Below are 15,484 nucleotides of genomic sequence, written 5' to 3' on the forward strand. Positions count from 1 at the left end.
TCCACTCCCCTGAGCGATCGTCCCCCATGCGGAATCGGAAATGCGTTTGGCCAGTTTGCGATTCTTCTGCATGTTCGGCACGCACAAGTCCTCCATGCACACTACTTGATTTTCGCCGATCAAGCGGGTGGACAGTTTGTTCGGGAAATCGTTCCGGCAGTTGGTGATTTTCTCATGAAGCTTGGCCCCTTTTCAGCGGGCTTTGCGCCTGTTCGAACCGCTTGGCTTCCGGCGCGACAGCTTGTGCATCGTTCTTTTTACAATGAAGACAACACCCCTTCTTTCGCTTTCCCTACCGAACCGAATTCGCGAATTTTTTGTCTTACGGTCTGTTTTACTTCTTCTCTTCCTGCCCCAAGGTATTTTCTCGGATCATACAGGCCGTTATTCTCATTGAGTAAAGAACGAACTCCCCTAGTAAACGCCAATTGATTTTCCGTGTTGACGTTAATTTTAGCTGTTCCTAACGAAATGGCTCTGCGAATATCCTCCAAGGGGATTCCTGTTCCTCCATGCAGCACAAGCGGCACGCCAGTTAAGCGCTGGATTTGTTCCATTTGCGCAAATCCTAATTTCGGTTTCCCTTTATACGGACCGTGAACCGAACCTAATGCCGGTGCTAGGCAGTCAACTCCGGTTTCTTTGACTAACCGCTCACATTCTTCCGGAATGGCGTACATCGCTTCCGCTTCATCGACCACTACGTCATCCTCTTGCCCTCCGATTCTTCCGACCTCTGCTTCAACGGAGACACCAAAAAACCGAGCCGCCTCAACAACTTTTTTTGTCATCGAAATATTTTCTTCCAAAGGGAAATGGGAAGCATCAATCATCACGGATGTAAACCCAGCTTCCATCGCTTCGAGGCATTGCTCATAGGAGGAGCCGTGGTCTAAATGGAGAGCGACAGGTACAGTAATGCGGTATTCTTTCACGAGTTCTTTAACCATGGCCGCTGCCGTCCGGAGTCCGCCAAGATGCCCGATATATCCCGGACTCACAGCCAAAATGACGGGTGCTTCCTCTTCTTCGGCCCCTAGGAGAATGGCTTGGGCGAATTCTAAGTTGTTCACGTTAAAATGGCCGACAGCATAGTTTCCCTGTAAAGCACATTGTAACATTTCCTTCATTGAGACAAGCGGCATTTCGATTCCCCTTTCTGTTTACACATTCGTGAAAAAGCATCAAGCGCCCTAAGGCGCCTGATCGTTTTTCCATCGCTCTTACCAGCGAGCAGTGAGCATTTTCTTACGTGTATAAAACTCCACACCGTCCATGCCGTTAGCGTGAAGATCGCCGTAGAACGAATTCTTCCACCCAGAGAACGGGAAGAAGGCCATCGGTGCTGGGACCCCTAAGTTGACCCCTAACATCCCGGCATCGATTTCATCACGGAACTTACGGACATTTCCGCCATCTCTTGTGTAAATGCATGCCCCGTTGGCAAATGGAGACTTGTTGGCCACTTCAATGGCTTCATCCAACGTGCTAACCCGCACAATCGAAAGAACAGGAGCAAAAATTTCATCTTTCCAAATCGTCATGTCGGTGGTGACTCGGTCAAAGATGGTCGGTCCGATAAAGTATCCCTCGCCTTGGACAGCAGCATCTTTTCGCCCGTCGCGCACTAAAATAGCTCCTTCTTTTTCTCCCAGTTCAATATAGTTGACCGTCCGTTGTTTATGAGCTTCGCGAATGACCGGGCCTAAAAAGACGCTCTCCTCCAATCCGTTGCCTATCTTAATTTCATTTGCGGCCGCTACTAATCTCTCAACTAATTCATCAGCAATGTCCCCAACCGCGACAACAACCGACGCCGCCATGCACCGCTCTCCAGCCGAGCCGAACGCCGCATTAATAATTTCACGGACAGCCACTTTCAAGTCCGCATCCGGCATGACGATCGAATGGTTTTTCGCTCCTGTCAACGCCTGAACACGTTTGCCATGAGCCGCTGCTGTTTTGTACACATACTCGCCGACTGGTTGGGAACCGACGAACGAGATCGCCTTCACATCTGGATGCTCCAAAAGTCCGTTCACGACATCATGCGCCCCGTGAACGATGTTGAGTACTCCATCTGGAAGCCCGGCTTCTTTAAAAAGTTCAGCTAGGCGATTGGCCAACATCGGTGTGCGTTCGGACGGTTTTAGGACGAACGTGTTTCCGCACGCAATCGCTAGCGGGAACATCCAGCAAGGCACCATCATTGGGAAGTTAAACGGCGTGATGCCCCCAACGACACCAATTGGATAACGGTACATTCCTGATTCAATGCCGGTCGCAATGCTAGGAAGTTGTCTTCCCATCATGAGCGTCGGCGCACCTGCCGCAAATTCTACGCATTCAATTCCGCGCTGAATTTCCCCATAGGCTTCGTTGTAGCTTTTGCCGTTTTCTAACGTCACCAACCGGGCCAGCTCTTCCCAATGTTCAACAAGCAACTGCTGGTATTTGAATAAGATTCGCGCCCGGCGCGGCACTGGCGTTTTGCTCCATGTCTTGAACGCTTCTTTTGCTGCCGCAACCGCACGATCCAAATCCTCGCGGGTCGAAATCGGAACGTAAGCGAGCACTTCGCCTGTCGCAGGGTTTGGAACCGCTTCTGTCTTCGCAGAACGAGATTCCACCCATTGCCCACCAATATAGTTTTTTAAAGTTTGTACTCCCGTTGTCATTGTCATGTTCGTCGATCCCCTTTCATTTATGATTTTGCAGCGGTCGAGCTGCTTTTATGTTGTTGAATGAACTGTTCAATTTGATCTAACGTCGGCATTGCATCGGAACAACTATGGCTCGAGATGACAATCGAAGCAGCAGCTGCACCATATTCCATCGCCTTTGGAATCGGCCATCCATTCATTAATCCGTAGATAAACCCAGCAGCGTAAGAATCGCCTGCTCCAAACGTTTTGACAATATTCGCCGGAAAAATCGTACCGACAAACGTTTCCCCTGTTTTCGTATAGGCGATCGATCCATCTTTGCCATGTTTAATGACGACGATTTTCGCGTGATAATCAAACCATTTTTGCGCCGTTTTCTCGTCATCATGCTGATGAACAGCAAACTGCTCCATCATGTCAAATTCTTCTCTCGTGCCGATGATCACGTCGCATTTTTCGGCGGCCAAGTTGTAATAAATCGCCGTTTCCTCTTTGGATTGCCACGTATAAGGGCGATAATCCAAATCGAAAAAGACAACGACTCCATGGCGTCTTGCATATTCCAACGCTAAAAACACCGCTTCTCTTGACGGGCTTTTCGCCAAAGCCGTCCCGGAAATCAATAAGCATTTTGCCTGCCGAATATAGTCTTCATGAATGTCGTTCGGTTCCAGTTTCAAATCAGCGACATTATCGCGATACATGAGGATGCTGCAGTCGGTCGGACTCTTAATCTCGGTGAACGCCAAGCCTGTTACACTGCCGGACTTGTCGGTAATGACATGGGATGTATCAATGCCATTGTTTTTTAAGTATTGAACGATAAATCGGCCCATTTGGTCGTCGGCCACTCGGCCGATAAACCCTGTTTTCATGCCAAGCCGGGCCATGCCGATGGCAATATTCGCCGGAGATCCGCCGACATATTTCGTAAACGTCACCGTTTCTTCCATCGGCCGGTGAATCTCATTGGCATTTAAATCGATGCATAGTCGGCCGACAGCGATAAAATCCAACGGTTTTTGCTCGTCAAATGGGAGTAAATTCATCGAACCGCCTCTTTCCTGTCGTCTTTTTAGATCGTTTCTACTTCTGTTTGGCCGCGAGTTTGCTTTCCATCACCCACTCATGGTCCGGATCATTGCGGAACTTCCACGTCCGTACGGGCCCGGCCATGACGTTTAAGTAATACCCCTCATACCCTGGGGGAGCGGAAACCGGATGGTAGCCTTTCGGGACTAAGACGACATCCCCGTTTTTCACGACCATCGTTTCGTCGATGGAACGATCATCGGTGTACACACGCTGCACCATAAAACCGTGACCGGGATTGATTTTATGATAATACGTTTCTTCCAAATACGACTCATGGGGCAAGTTGTCTTGGTCATGTTTATGTGGGGGGTAACTCGACCAGTTTCCTTCCGGCGTAAATACCTCAACGACAAGCAAGCTGTCGGCCGGTTGGGATTCCGGAAGAATGTTATGCACCCGCCGTTCAATATTTCCTGCTCCCCGTATTTCGACTCCTACTTCGCTTGGGGGGATCAATCGCGCCGGATATGTACCTTTCCCCGGCGCTAAACAAACCGCTACTTCCACATCCGTCATCGCTTCGACTTCATACACATCGTTTGCCGGAACATAGACCGAGTATGGCGGAACTTTCTCAAACACATCCATTCTCAATCCGATCTGTTCCCACCGCTCCAGCTTCGTAGATATGTTCGCTTTCCCTTTGAGAAGAACAAGGCAGGCTTCCTGATCGATCGTCTCTTTTCGCAATGTTTGTCCTTTTGTTAACGCATACACTTCAAATCCAACATACTCCCATCCCGCCGATTCCGGCGTTACGCGGACGACGTTCCCCTCTTCATTCGGCGAATGGCTTGGTATGATCAGTCGGCTCATCGTTTCATCCTCCCCCCTTACCGCTTTTGGGCCGCCAAGAGATGATGAACAAGGCGGTCAATATATTCTTTGGCCATTTTGGCGTACGTGTACGGGTGCGCCACAGCCGGGTCCTGTTCTGCTTCGACGATGATCCAGCCGTTATAGTCCATCTCAATCAATTTGGCAAAAATCGGAACAAAGTCAATGCATCCATCTCCAGGAACCGTAAACATGCCACGCAACACCGCCGTGCGAAAGTCGAGTTGTTCCCGTCTCACCAGCTCGAGCACATCGTGCCTTACGTCTTTCAAATGAACGTATTGAATGCGATCCGCATACCGATGCAACAGTTCAACTGGATCATATCCGCCATATAACGCATGCCCTGTGTCATACAAGAGATGGACAAGATTCGGATCCGTCAACTCCATTAAGCGATCGATCTCTTCCGCCGTTTCGACGACTGTTCCCGCGTGAAAGTGGTAAACAAGTTTCATTCCTAGCTCTTGACATATATGCGCGGCGCGATGCAATCCGTCAACAAGGGACTCCCATTCGGAATCCGTGAGCCGTTGAATCGTTTTTTCTTCTGGCGCCCGGCGCGGATCCCAGTGCATCGATCCCCCCATCTCGCAGACAATCGCATACTTGCATCCCATATCGTGCAAATATTCCGCCCAAGACCGGAACGTCTTGAGTTCCTCTTCAAGACGAGAACGGTCTGAAAAGAGCACGCCGATGAATTTGCTGGCGAGCTCGATGCCATATTGGTTCAGTTTTGCCCTCAATGACGGGGGATCTTGGGAAAAGAGGCGCCCCATTTCCGTTGCAACATACCCAAGCTCCGCCATTTCGGATAAGACTTGATCTTGGGTATAGTGATCACCCAGTCCCGGAATATCATCATTGACCCAGCTGATCGGGGCAATGCCGATACGAAAAGGATTAACCGTTTTTTCCATCTCTCTCACTCCAGTTGTTCAATATTTTCTTGCCCTTTGCAATTGTTGTTCTTTCCGCTTGTATGCCTCCGCAATTTTTGGGTTCCGGGACACTTCCGCCACCCCGACATGCCACCATGACTCATAATCATGGGTCATCGTTTTTGGAAGCACCTTAATATCGATCAATGTCGACACCGATTGTTGTTTGGCATCTTCGAGCGCTTCTTTTAATTGCTCGAGCGTGTGCACTTTATACGTTTTCACCCCGTAACCGGCCGCGCTTTGCGCGAAGTCAATCGGAATCAAGCTCCCGTCTAAGCGCCCGGTTTCTTCGTTGCGGTAGCGGAATTCTGTGGCGAAACTGCCCATTCCATGACCCATTTGCAAGTTGTTAATGCAGCCGAATCCACCATTATCAAATAGGAGAACATTGATTTTTTTCTTTTCCTGAATGCTCGTTACAAGCTCCGAGTGAAGCATTAAGTAGCTGCCATCGCCGACCATCGCATAGACTTCTTTATCCGGCTCCGCCATTTTCACGCCAAGCGCACCAGCAATCTCATACCCCATGCACGAATAGCCGTACTCCATATGATACGTATTGGGCCGGCGCGCCACCCACATGCGCTGCAAATCCCCCGGCAAACTGCCTGCCGCTCCGATGATAATGGCGTCGTCATCGATCCACTCGTTAATCGCGCCAATGACTTCCGTTTGCGTTAACGAAGAATCGAAAAACTCGGAATACTCAGTCAAAACCTCATCGAGATGGCCGGCCACCTCCGGCTGAAAGCCCGACTGGCGGTAGCGGACGTGATGCAGTCGGTTAAGCTCTTCTTCCCACGCCTTTTTCGCGATGTCTATTTCATTCGTATAGCCGGATCGATACCCGATTTTCTCCAACTCTTCGGTTAAGGCGAGAAGAGCAAGTTTCGCATCTGCCACTACGCGGACGGCATCCAATTTGCAAGCATCAAAGACCGAGACATTGATCGTCAAAAATTCTACTTCAGGATGTTGGAAAAGCTGTTTCGACCCTGTCGTAAAATCGGTGTAACGGGTGCCAATCCCAATGACCAAATCGGCTTCCTTCGCAATTATATTGGCGGCAAGGTTGCCGGTGACGCCAATTCCCCCGAGATTGTATGGGTGGGCGCTTTCCACCGCGCTTTTGCCGGCTTGCGTTTCCCCGTAAGGAATGTGAAATTTCTCGGCAAACTGTTTCAGTTCTTCCGCTGCTTCCGAATAGCGGACGCCGCCGCCGCAAATGATGATCGGTTTTTTCTTTCTGCGAATGAGCTCCACCGCCTCATGAATCGCCGCTTTCGCCGGAACGCGGCGTTCAATGCGGTGAATCCGTTTTTGGAAAAAGGATTCAGGAAAATCGTACGCTTCCCCTTGCACATCTTGAGGCAAGGCAATGGTGACTGCTCCGGTGTTGGCGGGATCGGTCAGTACCCGCATCGCTTGAATCATCGCCGGCATCAGCTGCTCGGGGCGGCTGATGCGATCCCAATATTTGCTGACGGCACGAAACGCATCGTTTGTGGAAATGGTCAAATCATGCCAGTGCTCGATTTGTTGAAGCACGGGATCGGGCTGTCTTGTCGCAAACGTATCTCCCGGAAGCAATAACACCGGAATGTGGTTCGCCGAAGCTGTCGCCGCTGCCGTCACCATATTCGCCGCCCCGGGACCGACGGATGACGTGCATGCCATGATTTGCCGACGGTGTTTTTGTTTTGCAAAGGCAATCGCCGCATGTGCCATTCCTTGTTCATTGCGCCCTTGGTACACTTCGAGCTCTCCGGGATCTTCCTCAAGCGCTTGACCAAGGCCGAGTACATTACCATGGCCGAAAATCGTAAAAACACCTTTGACAAATTTCTGTACACGACCATCGAACTCCACGTACTGCTGGTTTAAAAACTTGACTAATGCTTGGGCGGTTGTTAAGCGGATCGTTTTCATTTACTTCCCCCCTCCTGAAAAGGATTAAAGACTCAGACTTTTCTCGTTAAAAACCTCTTTGACTCTCATATGAATATCATCACATTCAACCTTCTCTACCCCCTCTATTCCCCTCAAATGAGTAAGCAAACCAATAAGATTATCTTGACTCTTTAGCTTTAATCGGAATGTAATATTAACTAAATTATCACTCAGCTCCTTTGTATCTAAAAAGTAGATATGTTTAATTACTGCCTTGCTCTCTCTGAAAAAGTTCGATATTTCCTTTAACGCATCTATTCCATCTCCGTCTTTAACTGTTATATGAATTGTAATTGCCTTAGCTGATGATAGCAGCTTTGACTCTATCCCTCGAAGAACAAAAGCGTTTATCAAAATGATCACCGTTCCCACCAATGCAGGTACATAAAATCCCGCTCCAACACATAAGCCTATGGAAGCAACAACCCACAAGGTAGCTGCAGTGGTGATTCCTGAGACTCTATTTGATTTACGCATGATTACCCCTGCTCCCAAGAAACCAATACCACTTATTACCCCATGAGCCAGGCGCGCTGGATCAAATCTTGCGTTCCAGTGACCTATTGTTTCATTAAATCCATAAATTGAAAGTATCATAATCAAAGCAGAACCAACGGAAACTAGAAGATGGGTTTTTACCCCTGCTTGTTTATCCCTTAAATCGCGCTCCCATCCAACGATACCACCAAGTATAGCTGCTAAAACTGTTCTCTCTATAATGGTATAGATAGAGATTGTAAACAATATAACCACCTCCTTAGTTGTCATTTGGTATAACGATTATAACTTCCGCAACCAAAAATCTTATCACCATTAGAAGGATAACCTCACATGTTATCAATTTAATTGCCATAAGTTTAGTTGTTGATAAATTTCTATTTTTGAATATATATAAAATTTTTAGAATGGAAACTTGTGAAAACGATCCGGCCATTCCATTTTAGGATGAAAGTTGTAAGGTAAACATTGCGTAAATATAACAGCGTTTACCCATCTTGTTTTATACATGAGGGGTTTTTTATCAAGCCAATTTAATGGATCTAGTCTTACGGAAAAATCAATATATTCCTCAAAGGTACCCTCAAATCCTTTGGGCCAATATTTCTTTAATGGATGAGAAGGTACTCGTCCGCCTTTCTTTACATGTTCATAAGTTTCTTTAAGCCAATCAACTAGCATCACACCTGTTAGTGGCTCTTTCATACTTTCCCATCCACATAAAAGAGAACCGTGCTTCCCCCACTCAACTCTAATGATGGCTCTTTGATTGTTATCCCATGCCTCTTTGACCGCATCCTTAGAGCTAAGAACACGGGAATGGAACCAACACATAACATTAGTTATGGTCTCATTTTCAGGATTGTACTCAATCCAAATTTCTTCATGGTCGCACGGTTCATAATCATCAGGGAAATCATAGTCATCCTCCCAAAACAAGTGATAGCCAATCATTGGTTTGGTTGGATGATGCACTGCTACAACATCTTTCAACGGAAAACATTCTTTCTGGGTAAGGAGCAATATTGGACAAAATTTCCTAATCATCTGTGTTTCCTTCTCAGTAAGCGGAGTTAACGGATCCATCTGTAATACTAGACGGTACTGTTCTCCAGCCCTACGTATATTACCATCTAAGTGCAAGAGCTCCGCTAATCGTGATACATAATTCACATTATCAGGGATTACCCTTCTTAGAAACTCCAATTGGCAAATCGCTAGTTGGTAGAAATCATTAGTAGAAACTCCTTCCCTGATTAACCCCGTAATTTCCTCATTTCTCTTTTTCCACTCATATAAAAGCGTATCGATCATTTTAAATACCTCCTGGAGTTTCCTAGTTATTTCGCTTGGTTCCCTAGCTCCACTAGTATTTTTACTTCATTAGTAGTTATGGAATAAACACCCATATCGAGGAATTTTTTCATTACATCAGGTTCATCGATTGTCCAAACCCAAACAGGAATACAACGAATCGTGGCATAACTAACCAATGACTCGTCACAGAATTGATAGTTTATGTTTATACCGCAACATGAAGCTTCAATAGCTTCCCAACACGTTTTCCTGATAAAGGATTCATAATCCTCCTTATAGGTTTCATACAAACTTATACCTACATTTAGTAATACTTGATATAAACGGTAATGATTTTTTAAATAATTCGCTCTTTCCCTTTCACATCCAGAAATAATCACATAATCTCTCATCTTATGTTTTTCAATTGTTTCTATCATTGGATCAATAGCACTATCTTCTTTTACATCTAGATTAATAATCCGGTGATGCTCTTTGACAATCGATAAAGCCTCCTCGAGCCGAAAAATCCTACTAGATCTATCGAGATCATGGAGTTCCTTAAACGATAAATCTCCTACCCTCCTTACTCCCTTTGGAGTTACAATCTTTTCATCATGCAGAAGAACAGCAACCCCATCCTTTGTAGCACGAACATCCACTTCAATAATATCCGCTCCTGCTTTTATTCCTTCTAATATAGATTCAATAGAATTAGGCGGCGTATTCATGCAACCAGTATGAGCAGTAATTAATGGTCTTTTCAACAAAATCCCTCATTTTTTATAATTTTATTGTTTCTATTAATTCGCCATGAATTCTCCCGTTAGAGGCGATCAGTGAATCATGAGAGAGGCGATAAGGATTTCCATCTTTATCTGTGGCTTTCCCCCCCGCTTCTGTCAAGATTAAGATCCCCGCCGCTGTATCCCATGGATTTAGACCATCATGCCAAAAACCTGTGATCCTTCCAGATGCCAATAAACATAGATCTAGACTCGCTGAACCAAATAGACGGATATTGCGGCTTCTCCCTGCCAATTGGTCTATTTGTTGAACGACACGAGACCCCGATCTAAAATCGCTAGCCTGAAATCCGGTTGCTATGACCGCTTCAGCCAAAGTCGATTCTTTTCCAACCCGAATGGGGCGTCCATTCAAATAAGCTCCAAATGTCTTTCTTGCCGTATAAAGTTCATCCGTGACTGGGTTGAACACAACGCCGATGACAGGCTCTCCATCCTTTACAACTCCGATCGAAATAGCGAAATACGGGATGCCATGAATAAAGTTGGTCGTACCATCAATGGGATCGATGATCCAACCGTAATCCGAATCATGATTTTTAAACATCTCATATGCGTTGGCTTGACCGCAATTTTCTTCAGATAAAATCCAATGGCTAGGGTAATCCTTGTGAATCTTTCGCCGAAGTAAGTCTTCACTTCGTCTATCAACCTCTGTTACCAGATCAAAGGCATTCTTTTTTTGCTCAATTTTTCCTTTATTCCCCAAATGACTCCTAATTAATTGTCCTGCTTGTAATACGTATTCAATCGCTGAGTTATACAAAACATGTTCTACACTGCATTTTACACTAACACCCATTTTTTAATTTCTCTCCTTTAGTTATAGACAGATTCTTTAACAAGCCCCTTGTTCATACCATCTTTTTTTAAACTTCTTCCCGTTACTGCATCAAATAAATGGATAGATGAGGTCTGAGTTGATATCTCGATAACCGAGCCATATTCGATACTAATATTGGGTTCAGCAAAAAAACGAACCTGTTCATTACCAACCTTTACACTAATCATTTTTGAATGCCCAACAAGTTCAACCATACTTACAGTACCTTTTATATAAACATTCCCATTTTTACCTAATTTTAAATCATAAGGGCGAATACCTACATGGACTTCTGTTTCCTTTCTATTGAACTCCCAAAATTCACAATCTAATTCAACAGTGCTATTTGGTAGATGAAGCTGGTTGTTCAGTAATTTTCCTTTTAGAAAATTCATCGGAGGTGTTCCGATAAATTGAGCTATAAAGTAGTTTTTTGGATTATAATACAATTCCATTGGGGTATCGTACTGAATAATCTGTCCCTCCTTCATAACAGCAATACGGTCAGCCATCGTCATCGCTTCTTCCTGGTCATGAGTAACCAAAATGGTTGTGATGCCTAATTCTCTTTGGATGCGGGAAATCTCCTCTCTCATTTCGATTTTTAATCTAGCATCGAGATTAGACATTGGCTCATCTAATAATAATACTTTGGGTCTTTTTACGATAGCACGTGCCAAAGCAACTCGTTGCTGTTGCCCCCCGGATAATTCACTCGGTTTTCGACCTAATAAATGCTCAAGTTGTACCATTTCGGCAGCCCGTTTTGCCCGTTTTATTCGTTCTTCCTTTGGAACTTTTTGTTGTTTCAATGGAAATGCAATATTATCTAAAACCGTCATATGCGGATATAAGGCATAGCTTTGAAACACCATGCCAATATTCCGATCCTTAGGTTCCAAGTCATTTACAATTTGGCCATCAAAATAAATTTCGCCCCTATCTGGCTTATAAATTCCCGCGATCATAAGCATCGTCGTTGATTTTCCGCAACCGCTCGGTCCAAGCAAAGCAACGAACTCCCCGTCATTAATCGTCAAATTCATGTTATCGATAGTATTGGTTTTTTTGTTAAATGATTTACAAATATTTCTCAGTTCAATTTTCATATCCCTTTTCCTCCCCCAGCACTCATTTGCATCAATGACTTCTGTGTAAAAAGGAAAAACAGTAAAACCGGGAACATATAAAACAGTGATACAGCACTTAACATCCCATAATTGACCATATTCGGATCGCTGATAAGTTTTTGTAAGTAAGACGACAGGGTTACATTTTCATCACTTAAAATAAAGGTATACAGCAGTAAGAATTCAGACCAACCCGACAAGAATGAAAAAATGCTAACTGCTGCTATCCCTGGCTTAATCAATGGAAGGACAATTGAAAACCAAACCTTAAAACGACTGCAACCGTCAATTAATCCAGCCCATTCCACATCCCACGGTACATCATCAAAAAATCCCTTTATGATCCACGCTGTCATCGGAATTTGTAAGGCTGTCTTAACTAAAACAACCCCCCATAGTGAATCGAACAATCCCATAAAATTTAAAATGTAAAACACAGCAATCAGTAAAGCAACACTTGGAAATGCATGTAAAAGTAATATAGTCTTCATTAGCGCTTGACGTCCCGGAAATTCAGTCCGGGCTAAAGCATACCCAGCCATAACACCGATAATGACCTCAAGGATAGTAAGGGTACCTGAAAATACGAAAGAATTCCAAGTTGCCCTCCAAATACTTGGAAGCATGCTCCCTCCATGCTCCACATTAGTCCATAAAAACTCCCAGTTTTCTAAGGTAAAATGAACAGGAATAAAGCCGAATTTCATTTTCTCGAAAAATGAACTCACCAAAAGCCACAAATACATCAAAATAATAGGCAACGTTGTCAGCACTAAAACTCCGTAGGCAATGATGAAAGTAATACGTTTTTTCCACCTAGAAGAAGATATAACCATGGTCGTCGATTCTGTTTGATATCCTGTTATCTCCATAATTATTACCCCCTACTCTATTCTCGAAGAACTGATCATTTTTTTCATTCCAAAAGTTTTCCATGTAATCAGCGAAAAGATGAGAGCAATTAAAACGAGGACGAGGGAAATAGCAGCCCCGTATCCAAACTCAAAGTTTTGAAAAGCTTTGTGATAAGAATATAAAGCTAGCACTTCGCTTTCAAACAATGGTCCACCATTTGTCAACAGGAGAATATATTCATACGATGTGAGCAAGGACAAGCATTGCCATAATGTAACAAACATCAACGGCCAACGGACAGCAGGGATAATGATGTCTTTGATAATTGACCATTGTGAAGCACCATCTACTTGTGCAGCCTGAAACAAGTCTCTCGGAATAGATTTAATGGCAGATGAAAAAATAATCATTCCAAATGAAGCACCAATCAATCCATTTGCTAAAATAATAGCTATCATCGGGTAATCCGAAAGCCATTCAATAGGAGGCATACCAAAAAAAGATCTCAAACTATTTAAAACACCATATTCACTAGGGTCAAAAAACCATAACCAAAGAAGTATATACACGACCGGTGGAGAAATTCGTGGTAGCATCCAAATAGCTCTGAAAGTGAGGCCGATGAATTCCCTTTGAACAAAGTAAGTCGTTAAAATACCTAAAGCTAAGCCAAAAAACACATTAATCAATAATGTGAAGAAAACATAAATTGCTGTATTTTTTACAATCAACAAAATATTAGGGTCAGTAATAATACTCCGGAAATTTTCCAAACCGTTAAAATCCCATTTCATAGAAGAATCCATACTAGTGAATGCTAATATAGCTGTCAATAGAACAGGAAGAAAAAAGAACAGAAATATAAGAATTATAAACGGCCCTAGCATGATAGCAGGTAGTTTCCATTTTTTGTAAAAAGAAACCACTTCATTAACCTCCCTCTGAAATGAAAATATTGATGTATTAAAGATCTCTGCGAGAATGAGAATGTGAATGTGAAGAGGGAGATACCTGGCAGGAGCCAGGTATCATTTTGCTTTCAATTTTAATCTACGATTTTTAACTGATCACCAAGATCATTCTGCAACTGTACCTCTAAATCTCTCAATGCCTCCCGAGGCGTCTTTTTTCCAAGTTCAACCGCTTGAATAGCATTAAACACTGCCTTTGAGTATTTGGGAAATCCTTCATGATTTGGGGGAAATGTTGTATAATCAGACATGTATGCTACTTTTCCTAGTGTTACATCCGCTTTAAAATCTGGATGCTCAGCACCACCTTTTGTAACAGGGAGATGAAATGTTTTTATATTATGTTCCGTTTGTAGTGCAGGAGTAGCCACAAGTTCTAACAACCGTTTCACTAGTTCAGGATGCTCCGTCTGCGCTGAAACAGTATACACAAATGGATGGGAAAGGGTAAGAGGTTTTCCTCCTTTTTCCGCAGCAGGAATTAACATCATTCCCAGATGATCATTAACCCACTTTGCATCAACTTTTCCTAACTTTTCATGGAAGTTATCTTGCCCCCAGTTAAACACGTTCCAAATTCCGCCATAGTAGAATAAAGTTTTTCCGTTAACAACTATTTTGTGGATATTACTCCACTCCATCTGTGTAAGATTGCTTGGAATAAGTTTTTTCTTCGCGATTTCATAGTAGTAGTTCAATTGTTTTTCCACCGCTTTTTTATCTAATACAATTTTGTTTTCCTCAGGATCATATACTTTCCCACCAAAGTTATAAGCTATTGCCTGAAAATCAGGCCCATCAACTGGACGGTGGATAATCCCATATTGAACTAAACCTTTTGTTTTCGCTTCTTCCGCTAGTTTTGTCATATCTTCTAATGTAAATTCACCATTACGAACTTTCTCTGGAAGACTATCTATTTCCTCCTCGCTCCATCCAAGCTTTCTTAAAACATCCTTATTATAGAAAACAGGCCTCGCCTCTGTGTCCTGTAAAGCGCCCCAAATGTGCCCTCTATAAGTTACAGATTCCCATAATTTAGGGAATACATCCGAATACTCCTTCGACTTTTTTAATTCATCTAACGGAATTATATAATTCCCATCGGCTAACCAACCAATATTTTCATGTCCTGTTGCATAAATATCTGGTTCCTTTTTAGCTTTAAAAGCCAGCATAAATTGCTTAGCATATTCTTCCCAGCTGCCATTAAACGAACTTGTCTGCACCTTTACCTGTATATCCTTCCCTTGCTCTTTCAATTCCTTATTTAACATTTCCGCAGCCTTAACAAGGTTCTCAACTCTTGTCAATTCTGCACCCGCTGTCTGAGCTCTAATTGTTACTATTTTAGTCCCATCTACATCTGTACTGCTCTTCTTTGATAGACTAGGCTGTTCACATCCTGCAATGATTAGTACTACACAGATAAATACCACAAACAAAATATTGGATATTAATCTCTTTTTCACCTTTCTCCCTCCATACCCAATTTTATCCATAAAGACAACTCACGCTTAGACATTGAGTTTTCTAAAAGGCTGGTGATTTAACAGAAAGTGTAGCTTCATCATACCGCGTTTCAAATTGAGAAGTCTTATAAAACGTTG

General features: G+C 43.8%; 14 protein-coding genes. All 14 read right to left on the reverse strand.

Translation table 11 applies throughout. The annotated features are described in order from the left end of the window. Positions 1-257: 257 nt before the first annotated feature. The 14 genes from fba to NSQ22_RS10250 all read right to left on the reverse strand — a co-directional run bounded on the left by fba (position 258) and on the right by NSQ22_RS10250 (position 15,346). Positions 258-1,145, reverse strand: coding sequence for a class II fructose-1,6-bisphosphate aldolase (gene fba / locus NSQ22_RS10185; RefSeq protein WP_008880032.1), 888 nt, complete (start codon positions 1,143-1,145; stop codon positions 258-260). A gap of 78 nt (positions 1,146-1,223) precedes the next feature. Continuing rightward, positions 1,224-2,684: a CoA-acylating methylmalonate-semialdehyde dehydrogenase gene (locus NSQ22_RS10190; RefSeq protein ID WP_008880031.1), complete on the reverse strand. Its 1,461-nt coding sequence runs from the start codon at positions 2,682-2,684 to the stop codon at positions 1,224-1,226. A 20-nt stretch (positions 2,685-2,704) separates the two neighbouring features. Beyond that, on the reverse strand, positions 2,705-3,715 hold the full coding sequence (iolC, locus tag NSQ22_RS10195; protein ID WP_029761229.1) for a 5-dehydro-2-deoxygluconokinase: 1,011 nt from the start codon (positions 3,713-3,715) through the stop codon (positions 2,705-2,707). Between the two features lie 37 nt (positions 3,716-3,752). Beyond that, positions 3,753-4,577, reverse strand: a complete 825-nt coding sequence (iolB, locus tag NSQ22_RS10200) for a 5-deoxy-glucuronate isomerase (RefSeq protein ID WP_339263387.1) — start codon at positions 4,575-4,577, stop codon at positions 3,753-3,755. Between the two features lie 17 nt (positions 4,578-4,594). Then, positions 4,595-5,521 (reverse strand): myo-inosose-2 dehydratase, encoded by a 927-nt coding sequence (iolE, locus tag NSQ22_RS10205; protein ID WP_011231380.1) that lies wholly within the window; start codon positions 5,519-5,521, stop codon positions 4,595-4,597. 18 nt (positions 5,522-5,539) lie between these two features. Further along, positions 5,540-7,474 carry a 3D-(3,5/4)-trihydroxycyclohexane-1,2-dione acylhydrolase (decyclizing) gene (iolD, locus tag NSQ22_RS10210; RefSeq protein ID WP_081157479.1) on the reverse strand — a complete coding sequence of 645 codons (1,935 nt, stop codon included), beginning with the start codon at positions 7,472-7,474 and terminating at the stop codon, positions 5,540-5,542. 24 nt (positions 7,475-7,498) lie between these two features. Beyond that, positions 7,499-8,239: an MgtC/SapB family protein gene (locus NSQ22_RS10215; RefSeq protein WP_158083262.1), complete on the reverse strand. Its 741-nt coding sequence runs from the start codon at positions 8,237-8,239 to the stop codon at positions 7,499-7,501. A gap of 156 nt (positions 8,240-8,395) precedes the next feature. After that, on the reverse strand, positions 8,396-9,307 hold the full coding sequence (locus NSQ22_RS10220; protein WP_171355670.1) for a hypothetical protein: 912 nt from the start codon (positions 9,305-9,307) through the stop codon (positions 8,396-8,398). A 26-nt stretch (positions 9,308-9,333) separates the two neighbouring features. After that, complete coding sequence (locus tag NSQ22_RS10225; protein ID WP_190300651.1) at positions 9,334-10,056, reverse strand: glycerophosphodiester phosphodiesterase family protein; 723 nt, start codon at positions 10,054-10,056, stop codon at positions 9,334-9,336. A gap of 16 nt (positions 10,057-10,072) precedes the next feature. Further along, positions 10,073-10,897 carry an inositol monophosphatase family protein gene (locus tag NSQ22_RS10230; protein WP_081157693.1) on the reverse strand — a complete coding sequence of 275 codons (825 nt, stop codon included), beginning with the start codon at positions 10,895-10,897 and terminating at the stop codon, positions 10,073-10,075. A gap of 17 nt (positions 10,898-10,914) precedes the next feature. After that, the gene (locus tag NSQ22_RS10235; RefSeq protein ID WP_171355778.1) at positions 10,915-12,027 is read right to left on the reverse strand and encodes an ABC transporter ATP-binding protein; all 1,113 of its coding nucleotides are present in this window, start codon (positions 12,025-12,027) and stop codon (positions 10,915-10,917) included. Then, positions 12,024-12,920 carry a carbohydrate ABC transporter permease gene (locus NSQ22_RS10240; protein ID WP_129446864.1) on the reverse strand — a complete coding sequence of 299 codons (897 nt, stop codon included), beginning with the start codon at positions 12,918-12,920 and terminating at the stop codon, positions 12,024-12,026. Before NSQ22_RS10240 ends, NSQ22_RS10235 begins: the two co-directional genes overlap by 4 nt. 12 nt (positions 12,921-12,932) lie before the next feature. Further along, positions 12,933-13,829, reverse strand: coding sequence for a sugar ABC transporter permease (locus NSQ22_RS10245; RefSeq protein WP_339263394.1), 897 nt, complete (start codon positions 13,827-13,829; stop codon positions 12,933-12,935). A gap of 119 nt (positions 13,830-13,948) precedes the next feature. Beyond that, a complete protein-coding gene (locus NSQ22_RS10250; protein ID WP_223812867.1) occupies positions 13,949-15,346 on the reverse strand; it encodes an extracellular solute-binding protein in 1,398 nt (465 codons plus the stop codon). Positions 15,347-15,484: the final 138 nt, after the last annotated feature.

Source organism: Geobacillus sp. FSL K6-3411 (assembly GCF_037965715.1).
Lineage (GTDB): Bacteria > Bacillota > Bacilli > Bacillales > Anoxybacillaceae > Geobacillus > Geobacillus thermodenitrificans.